This is a genomic window from Vibrio sp. D173a (assembly GCF_030248475.1).
The window spans coordinates 1-1,515 of record NZ_JAHGAH010000767.1; the positions used below are offsets into that span (position 1 = coordinate 1).

4 protein-coding genes are annotated in these 1,515 nt (G+C 42.2%); 1 reads left to right on the plus strand and 3 read right to left on the minus strand.

Going from position 1 to position 1,515, the window contains the following annotated elements; translation table 11 throughout:
* From KIV40_RS29120 to KIV40_RS29130, 3 genes are all read right to left on the minus strand, one after another.
* A partial coding sequence (locus KIV40_RS29120; RefSeq protein ID WP_285352710.1) for an NADPH-dependent FMN reductase occupies positions 1-121 on the minus strand: 121 nt, incomplete at its 3' end.
* A 165-nt stretch (positions 122-286) separates the two neighbouring features.
* Entirely contained in the window at positions 287-550 is a 264-nt protein-coding gene (locus KIV40_RS29125; RefSeq protein ID WP_285352708.1) for a YfcL family protein, read from the minus strand.
* 9 nt (positions 551-559) lie between these two features.
* Complete coding sequence (locus KIV40_RS29130) at positions 560-1,090, minus strand: elongation factor P hydroxylase (RefSeq protein WP_032552215.1); 531 nt, start codon at positions 1,088-1,090, stop codon at positions 560-562.
* A gap of 298 nt (positions 1,091-1,388) precedes the next feature.
* Between KIV40_RS29130 and KIV40_RS29135 the strand changes: the two genes are divergently transcribed.
* Positions 1,389-1,515, plus strand: a 127-nt coding sequence (locus KIV40_RS29135) for a TRIC cation channel family protein (protein WP_285352711.1), incomplete at its 3' end; no start/stop codon positions are given.

Here is a 1,515-nt window from a genome sequence, read left to right on the forward strand (position 1 = left end):
GATAGTCGTTAAGGTCTAAGATTTTTACTTCGGCTCCTTCAATCAAGTTAGCTGCGTAAGTTGCTAGAGCTTTATTGATAGAAGTAGAGCTGGTGCTTGCGCCAAATGCGATAACTTTCATGATGATGTCCTTTTGTTAATCTCGGTAAGTGCTGTTAGATTAACCTAGACAGAAAATGGAACAATCACAAGATTTGTACAGACTTATTCAAATAATTCGAATAAGTCTGCTTTCAGCTCAGTGTGTGCGATTGGGAAGAGAAAATGAGCACACACTGGAGAGCTATTAAGCGAGGTTTTGTAGCTCAACCCATAGGTCATTTACAATAGTGCGATCAGCTGGTGTTAGTTCTGAACGTGCCTCTTCTAGGCTTTCTTCGATACGTACTTTTACTTCAGCAATATCTTCGATGCCTTCTTCTTCACACGCTGCAACAGACAGTGAAATATGACCACGCAGATAGCCACCCGCAAACAGCTCATCATCAGAGGCATTCTCAATACGAGCATCAATTACTTCAAGTAGCTTTTCTTCAAATTCGATAATCATAGTCTTCTCTTATTTCACAATAAATTGGTTCGCCGTCAATGGAGCAATGTCATAGAAGTCTCGCAATGCCTCTGACAGCATTTTTACGCGAGGTGGCAAACCCACTTCTAAAATACCCATGACTTCGTTGTGCACCTTTTGCATAAAGGCCAAACGATCTGGCTCAAAATCGCCGTGTAGATTGTCACAGCTGACGTTAAAAGGAAAGCCTGCACTCAATGCTAAGATCCATTCGTATGCTTGAGGTCGAATTTCTACCTTCTCAAACTCCGCTTGCACAGCCTCAGTGCGACCATCCGGCTCATACCAATAACCAAAGTCTTCCAATAAACGGCGCTCTGGGCCAGCCACACACCAGTGAGCAATCTCGTGTAAAGCTGATGCGTAAAACCCACGAGCAAAGATGATGCGATGGTGAGCAACTTGCTCATCCGCTGGAAGGTAGATCGGCTCATCTTCTCCCAACTCTAACTTAGTATTAAAGCTCTCGAAAAAGGTGCGGTTGAAGATGTTAATGATATCTGGATATTGATGCGTCATAAGATAAAAAATAAATAAGAACAACGAGGGCATTTTGCGTTTTTTTAAGTGCTTGGTAAAGCCCTATTCCGCGTAATGTCATTGGGTTGGTAAGCTAATCGGGCTATGATAATCGATTGCCCATCCCAGATTAACCCAACTTAGGTTGTATGATTAGTTTAGCTAATCTGAAACGCCAATTCGCGGTACAAATATTCATTCGTAAAATGTGACTTTTCGCACTAAACTCGCGCTTCTTTTTTATATCGCACGGCTCATAAATCACGATTTTATAGACCGAAATTATAGAGTTACAGCAATGCTACTAAGTGTTTTATATATCATTGGTATCACGGCAGAAGCCATGACTGGCGCACTCAGCGCTGGTAAACAAAAAATGGATTGGTTTGGTGTAATGCTGGTTGCAAGCGCAACCGCAATTGGTG

Bases quoted from the DNA above. Each gene is read 5' to 3' on its own strand.
- KIV40_RS29130 (WP_032552215.1), bottom strand. From the start codon at position 1,090: ATGACGCATCAATATCCAGATATCATTAACATCTTCAACCGCACCTTT.
- KIV40_RS29125 (WP_285352708.1), bottom strand. From the start codon at position 550: ATGATTATCGAATTTGAAGAAAAGCTACTTGAAGTAATTGATGCTCGT.